The 7,641-nt window shown below is 29.3% G+C and carries 7 protein-coding genes and 1 pseudogene; 3 read left to right on the forward strand and 5 right to left on the reverse strand.

The features are described from left to right. The 3 genes from HMPREF2580_RS00005 to HMPREF2580_RS00015 form a co-directional block, all read right to left on the reverse strand. Positions 1-851: permease (locus tag HMPREF2580_RS00005; protein WP_070829976.1), on the reverse strand; the 851-nt coding region annotated here is incomplete at its 3' end. Between the two features lie 87 nt (positions 852-938). Then, on the reverse strand, positions 939-1,259 hold the full coding sequence (locus HMPREF2580_RS00010) for an ArsR/SmtB family transcription factor (protein WP_070829977.1): 321 nt from the start codon (positions 1,257-1,259) through the stop codon (positions 939-941). Positions 1,260-1,288: 29 nt separating this feature from the next. Then, the gene (locus tag HMPREF2580_RS00015; RefSeq protein ID WP_070829978.1) at positions 1,289-1,483 is read right to left on the reverse strand and encodes a hypothetical protein; all 195 of its coding nucleotides are present in this window, start codon (positions 1,481-1,483) and stop codon (positions 1,289-1,291) included. Between the two features lie 200 nt (positions 1,484-1,683). On the opposite strand from HMPREF2580_RS00015, the gene HMPREF2580_RS00020 reads away from it, so the two are divergent. After that, entirely contained in the window at positions 1,684-2,292 is a 609-nt protein-coding gene (locus tag HMPREF2580_RS00020) for a recombinase family protein (protein WP_060545605.1), read from the forward strand. 256 nt (positions 2,293-2,548) lie between these two features. On the opposite strand, the pseudogene HMPREF2580_RS00025 reads toward HMPREF2580_RS00020, so the two are convergent. Both HMPREF2580_RS00025 and HMPREF2580_RS00030 read right to left on the reverse strand, forming a co-directional pair. After that, positions 2,549-3,322, reverse strand: a pseudogene (locus HMPREF2580_RS00025) (type I restriction endonuclease); the annotation flags it as partial. A 170-nt stretch (positions 3,323-3,492) separates the two neighbouring features. Beyond that, positions 3,493-4,260: a DUF536 domain-containing protein gene (locus HMPREF2580_RS00030; RefSeq protein WP_030062665.1), complete on the reverse strand. Its 768-nt coding sequence runs from the start codon at positions 4,258-4,260 to the stop codon at positions 3,493-3,495. 440 nt (positions 4,261-4,700) lie between these two features. Between HMPREF2580_RS00030 and HMPREF2580_RS00035 the strand changes: the two genes are divergently transcribed. Continuing rightward, on the forward strand, positions 4,701-5,636 hold the full coding sequence (locus HMPREF2580_RS00035; protein WP_037551369.1) for a replication initiator protein A: 936 nt from the start codon (positions 4,701-4,703) through the stop codon (positions 5,634-5,636). A gap of 1,820 nt (positions 5,637-7,456) precedes the next feature. Beyond that, positions 7,457-7,552, forward strand: coding sequence for a type I toxin-antitoxin system Fst family toxin (locus HMPREF2580_RS12120; protein WP_002441941.1), 96 nt, complete (start codon positions 7,457-7,459; stop codon positions 7,550-7,552). Positions 7,553-7,641 lie beyond the last annotated feature (89 nt).

Here is a 7,641-nt window from a genome sequence, read left to right on the forward strand (position 1 = left end):
ATAGCTACAACTAAAATTGCGATAACGAATGAAACTACAAATTTTTTCTTGAATAATTTAGATAATAATACAACTTCGGGAATACTTGCCCCAGCACCACCTATGATTAATGCAACTACTGTTCCTAAGGACATCCCCTTTGATACTAATGCTTCAGCTATAGGTAACATTGTTTCAGGTCTGATATACATAGGAATACCAATAACAGATGCAATGAATACAGATATAACGCCATCTCCACTTGCGTATTTTGTAATAAATGTTTCGGGTACAAATCCATATATGAATGCTCCAATAAATACACCAATAAATAGGTAAGGAAGCATTGGATATAAAAATGCCCACGCATCGTTTAATGCTTGTTTAAAACGAGATCCTGTTTTATTAGCAAAAAATCCATCGCCTTTAACATTTACTCCTTTATAACTTTTAGCTAAATGCATTTTTGAAAATACAAAACCTGTTAAGATACTAAATATTGCTAGTACAACAAAATAAACAGCAGCAACTTTCCAACCTAATAAAGCCCATAACATAAATATCATTAATGGGTTCATCAATGGTGAAGCCATTAAGAAACTCATAGATGGACCAAAAGGTACTTTAGAATTTAATAATCCTGCGAGTATTGGAATAGTCGAACAGGAACAAAAGGGCGTTATCGCACCAAATATCATCCCTAAAAAATAATTGATTCCTTGGTTAGGCCGACTTAACATGCTTTTGATTTTATCTTCCGAAACTACTTGTTGGATTAGACTTACAATAAAACTTACGATTATGAACAGTATTAATAATTCAAAAAATAGCATTAGAAATGTTTTCATAAATTCTATAACCGAATCTATCATTAGTATAACGCCTCCAAATTTATTTAATCAATATTTTTTGATGTATTAATCAAAAAATATTGATTAATACTATGATAAAAAAGATACTTAAAGTATCTTACAGCAAGTATCTTCATTTAAAACTATCTGTATTTGTTGCTCATTAATTTGATAATAATTCCAAGTACCATGCTTTTCAGCACTTAATATATTTGCATCTACCAATCTTTTTAAATGGTACGAAAGTTTAGATTGTTTCAATCCTAATATTTCTTCCAAATCGCACACGCACAAAGACTTTGTATCACTTTGACGTATTGATTGTAAAATTTTAAGTCTAATCTTATCTGCAAGTGCATCAAATATCTTTTCATAAAAATCTAATTGTTCTTCTTTATGTACATCTGGATTGGTCTTGATTATTTCCATTTAATCACTTCCATTCTTATATTAGATAATTATTTAAGTCTTTCAACTGCTTGTTTAAAGTTATGTGCAGTTATTTCACCATATCTTTCAATATTGTTGTTAAAGAAAGAGTATTTCATATATGATACAGCTTCTTTTAAAGAAACTTCTCTTGATATCATAATTAGGTTTAAATAACTAACAAAATAATCAATAGATAATGTACTCGCATGATTTATTCTCATAAAATTGAATTCCTTTATAAAATACTAAAAACAATAAATCAACTTTTTTTGATATATTAACTATAAATTATTAATTAAATTTTTGCAAGCTACTGATTTATGTTATTTAGGGCACACCCTAATCACACAAAATAAGTTATTGAATTTATAGTAACTTGAACGTATGATTAGGGTGTATATTAATTTTGGAGTGAAAATGAATGATTATAGGTTATGCAAGAGTATCTTCGATAGATCAAAATTTAGAGAGACAGATAGATAATTTGAAAACATTTGGCGTAGAGAAAATATTTACAGAGAAACAGTCGGGAAAGTCAGTAGAAAATAGACCCGTATTTCAAGAAGCACTTAACTTTGTGAGAATGGGCGATAGATTTGTAGTAGAATCGATTGATCGCTTAGGTCGTAATTATGATGAAGTGATTAACACAGTTAATTATTTAAAGGATAAAGAAGTTCAATTGATGATTACTAGTTTACCTATGATGAATGAAGTCATTGGCAATCCTTTATTAGATAAGTTTATGAAAGATTTAATCATACAAATATTAGCAATGGTTTCAGAACAAGAACGAAATGAAAATAAACGTCGACAAGCGCAAGGTATTCAAGTAGCTAAAGAAAAAGGTGTATATAAAGGGCGTCCGTTACTTTATTCAGCGAATGCTAAAGACCCACAGAAACGTGTTATTTATCATCGCGTGGTGGAAATGTTAAAAGAAGGCCAAGCAATTAGTAAAATTGCGAAAGAAGTAAACATAACAAGGCAGACAATTTACAGAATTAAACACGATAATGATTTGGTTTAATAAACTTTACTTCGATGAAACTGAGAGCCTCTCACAGCGTCCCAAAACAGATGATCATAATCTATTATGAGCTTTTTAATAACAAAACAAGAAAAGAGAGCAAATACGCTCTCTTTTTTTACTTTACATAATAGGGCTTTATCAGAACTACACAAACATTTTCTGCAAAAAGCCCTTCTTACGTTCTTTCAATAAATCAATTTTTTGTGATTGTTTTTCAATGAAATTGTCGAATCTTCTAAATAAGTTCCCGATTTTCTGTTGCTTGGTGTATCAATGATTCTACGGCATGTACTTGATACGGACGCATCGCCATTAATAATTTATCTGTTTCATTAATAATCATGTAACGTGAAATCATTTTCGCAATGTGACACGGTCTTAAAAATGTTTCGGTAAAATCATTAAGTGTGTTAATGCGTTTATTATGTTTATCACTCCAATAAAACATATGACTCTTATAAATTTCACCATCATTATTAGAGATATAGCGCGTTTCTATCCCGTTACTAATAATGAACATTTGAATATAACGGAACAGACCTGTGTAGTTTTGTTTACGATAGCGCATTACTTGGTTAAATGCTTCATTGATATCGACGCCTCGACGTTTGAGCTCCACTTGAACAAGTGGTAATCCATTGATAAGAATCGTCACATCATATCTTGCTTTGTATGTATCTTCAACGGATACTTGGTTCGTCACTTGGAATTTATTTTGACACCAGTTCGCAGTATCTAAAAAGGATAAATATACTTCTGATTCATCATCACGTTTTAATGGTAATTTGTCACGCAGGATACGTGCACTCTCAAATATTCCTTTACCATTAATCATAGTTAATAAGCGCTGAAATTCTTTATCTGTTAATGGTTGGCCATTTAATTTATCTTTATGACGTTCATTTAATATAGAACGGAAGTTATCTAATAGTTGTTTATCATTTCTAATTGTTACGACTTCATATCCATTTTCTTTTAATTGATTCATCATTTCCTTCTCTAAGGAAAACTCACTCTGATATGCCAATTTCGCCCCATCCTTTATTTATTACTATTTATTTCAATATATCATAGTATTAGAAACACGTATAAAGGAACTTTTATCTTTTATTGACATAAGTAATGATTATCAGAAGTTTGAGTCACATTAAAAAGGCACAACAAGTTCATAAACTTGTTGTGCCTTTTTAATTGCAATTAGTTACCAAATAAACGACTCCAAAATCCCTTTTTAGGTGGTTCTACCTCCCTATTATCATCAGGATCACTCTTCGTTTCTTCAACGAACTTATCCTCTTTTGTTAATTCACCTTCATTTGTACTGTCGTTCTTTTTCTCTTCAGCTATATCCTTGTAATTTACTTCTGTTGGTTGACGCTTTGTTTGTTGTTGGTTGATATTTTGCGATTCTTCAGTAAAAGTTGCTTCTTGCGGATTAATATTTTGTCTATTATTCGTCGCTGTATCAAAAGAATAATTAAGCTGTCTTTCTTCTTCTAATTGGCTTTCTAGTTTTTGAATTTTTTTATTGCTTTCTAAAGCTAATATTTGTTGATTCTCCAACAATTTATTTAATGTATTAACATTGCTATTTTGTTGATCTAATTGCTTAGTTAAATTCTCAATATATTTTTCATCATTTTTAGCTCTAGTTTCAAAGATTTCTATTTGCTTTTCTAATTCGTTTACTTTTGTTTTTAATGCCTTAGAACTATTTGAATTATTATATATATTCTTTTCTGCTTTTGCAGTATTTTCACCAAACAATTCTTTTTTTACTGATTCTTTATTTTGGATTGTACTCTCTTTCTTAGTAATTTTTTCTATAATTTTCAAATAATCATTATCATCAATATAATTAATCCCATTTTCTTTTTCAAAAGTTATATTTAAACTTTTAGCATTATTAACAATAGTTTGTTTAGTTACACCTAATTCATCAGCAACCATTTTAATAGTTCTCATAACATCCACCCTTAGGTACCTAATTTAGTACCTAAATTTTACCACCTAATCAAGTTTATTTCATCATTTACCACCTAAATTTACTACCTATTTACTACATATGTACCTAATTAGGTCCCTATAATATGTTTTTGAATCTTAATTAGGCACTAAAACAATGAACTACACATTTTGCCATGGCAATGTGCTTTTAACTATATTTAAAACTCTTTATATACTTTCTTAAAAGTGTTAATATTGCTTTATAAATACTAAAAGAGTCAATGCTATTGGCGTAGCATTGACTCTCGGTAATAAAACGATTCGCACTCGTTTGTTTATATATTTTTTGATACTTGTATTATATCTATCTAATCATCTAAGTGCAAGCACAAAACATATAACTTACGTAAAAATTGTTTTATTACCTCAATCCTAAAAATGGAAATGAGGTTTTTATTATGCCCAATTTTGAAAAATACAATTTATCACAAGTAAAAACTGAAAGGTTTTATCAACTACCTAAATATTTATTCGAAGATGTATATTTTAAAAAAATGTCGGCGGAAGCCAAAATTATGTATGCGTTATTAAAAGATCGCTTTGAATTATCCATCCAAAATGAATGGGTAGATAAAAATAATAACATTTACTTTATTTTCAGTAATAAACATTTGTGCGAATACTTAGGTTATGCAGAACAAAAAATTATAAAATTAAAAAAAGAGTTAATAAGTTTTAATTTACTAACTCAAGAACGTGTTGGCCTTAATAAACCAAATAGATTATACCTATTAAAACCTAATTATGACATTAAAGCCAGTCATAGCAAGGAACTTCCAAATTCACAGTTCCAGAACAATGAATTTGGAAGTTCTAGAACTGTGAATTTCAGTGGTCAAGAACTTCCAAATTCACAGTCTAATGATACTGATTATAATGATACTAATTATATTAAGATTGAGAGTAATGATACGGATGATTTGAATGATAATAAACTAACATATTCTAATAATCACACAAATCATTCAAATCACTATAATCCAAACTTTAATGATGAAGCTTTAAAGTTCCAATTATTAGAAGAACTACCACAGAGTATTCAAAAATATCTAAGTAACTTTGAAGTAGATGAAATTAAAATTATCAAAACTGTATTATTAAAAGCCAAAACATCTTTCAACAATGCGATTGATAGCTACTACTTGTTAGAAGATATGGAAATAGAAATACTTCATGTTCTTAAACGTTTTAAAGCCATGCTTATTCAAAAAAATGAAACCGTTGAAGCCATGCAAGGATACTTAATGAAATCTCTTAAATCAGAATTCGCAGAAGTACATACGCTGAATAAGCGACGTGACCATTTACCCATCACTTCTTTATTTAATCAATAATTCAATTTAATAGGCCAACAATGCTTCAATTTGAGAGCATCTTTAGATAGATGTTCTCTTTTTTTATTAACAAGTGGTTGCTAAGGCAACCACCTAGACCAAACGAAAGGTAAAGGAGGAGATAACAAAATAACATCAATACAATGTCACAATTTCACAACATAGCATGCTGCTATTAAAGAAAGGAGGAACTCTTATGCGTAATAAGAAAAAGATTAAGGTTACTTTGGCAATGATTAATGTTCTGTTAACTGCAGTCGAACTTTATCTTCAATGGCAATTAAGTAAATCTGAAAATGAACTGTAGTTAAGCAAGTAGGTGGGACTAAAACAGAAACGTTTTAGTCCTATTTTTTTCTATAAACGAGTATTCTTCGTTTAATAATGGCTCAAACATGTCGCATAAAATGAAAAACAAATAATCATTTAGTGTTGTTTTAACTTTTAAAAATGTAAAAGTGTTAACCGTGTTTATATTTTTTATCAATCCTTTGTAGTTATAAAAGTGACTTAGTAAAATCGTTTTTGCTATTTATTTTGTTAATGAACGGAAATAAATGGTCGCATTTATCGTTCAAAAAAAATCAAAATGTGGATTCAATATAGGTAAAAAATAAGTCGTTAATGTTCAAGAAACGGACCGAATAAAATTTTAAATTTGAACTTTTCTATCCTAAACTAAGTAAAGATATTTACTTAGTTTTCTCTTTTTTTATCTCCAATCATTTTACTAACAATACTCATTTTGAAAATAAAAATAAGAACTTAAAGTAAAAAAATGAAGAAAAGAATAGCCTCTTTTGTCTCCAAGTACGTTTTACTTTTGGAAATATTACAAAAAGTAGAGTCTGTTTTCGGAGTCTCAAGTATGAGCATAAGGAAATCCAGTACCACCTTTGGTGGTATTCAGCATAGCTGAAAGATTTACCTTTTATTCGTTCTGCTCAATTATTCACCATATATAGCTTAAAAGCTTTATATAAAGGTGATTATAAGCATTCTTAGGCATTTGACTAAAGAGGGTGATATCACATTTTATTGCAGACTCTTTACAATTGTTACAAGACCACTTTTAATTGTCAGAATACTCTACTTAACGTTGATTTGACGGGCTTTAAAATTTTTTAGACTCTCGAGAGTCTGATTTTTTTGATATCGAGACTCCATAGAGTCTGTTTTTTTGGACTTTTTTCGTATAAAAAATAAGACCACTTAAGTGTGATCTTATTTTAATTTTTAGGTTTGATTGATCAAATATTGATGTAACAAATGCGTCCTTTTGTACCTCATTTTGTATTTTGTTTTAGCTCTTTTTGACCATATTTCTGTTTAGATTTGGATGTTTTTATAATTTGTTTTTGAATAATAAGGCCTAAATAATTTCTTATTACTTTTATTTTATGTTCATTATAATGAATCATTTAGGGATATGTTTGAGATACTTTATTCAAAAAGTGATGAGTACAAAAATATTTTTATAGCAAAAATGTAAGTGTTTAATATAAAAAATATCACAAGAATTTATCAAACATGAGTAAGACATCTTTCATTTATTTATGCTTTATAAGCAGTATGATAAATCATACAAGTGACCAATACGCGCTTTCTAAAAATCATAATTCGACTTAATTATGTACGCTAATATGACTTTGATTATGACTAAGTAGACTTAATAATAAAGGTAATTTGTTTTTTAATAGATAATACTTTTGACATAAGTTCACTTATCGGAAGTGGATATGCTTACGTGTTTACAGATGATATAATAATAGAGTCGCCTTAACTTCCGGCGGTATTTTCGACGGAAGGAGGTGCTTAATATGCTTATGATCTTCGTTCACATCATTGCACCAGTCATTAGTGGCTGTGCAGTTGCGTATTTTACTTACTGGCTTAGTAGTAAACGTAATAAATAGAAGGCGACGTTAAGCCGCATCAAAAATCCCCTCACTACCACAAATAGTGAGGGGATTGGTGCATATATGCATATAATCTTCGTTAAATG

It is taken from the genome of Staphylococcus sp. HMSC036D05 (assembly GCF_001836225.1).
Lineage (GTDB): Bacteria > Bacillota > Bacilli > Staphylococcales > Staphylococcaceae > Staphylococcus > Staphylococcus caprae.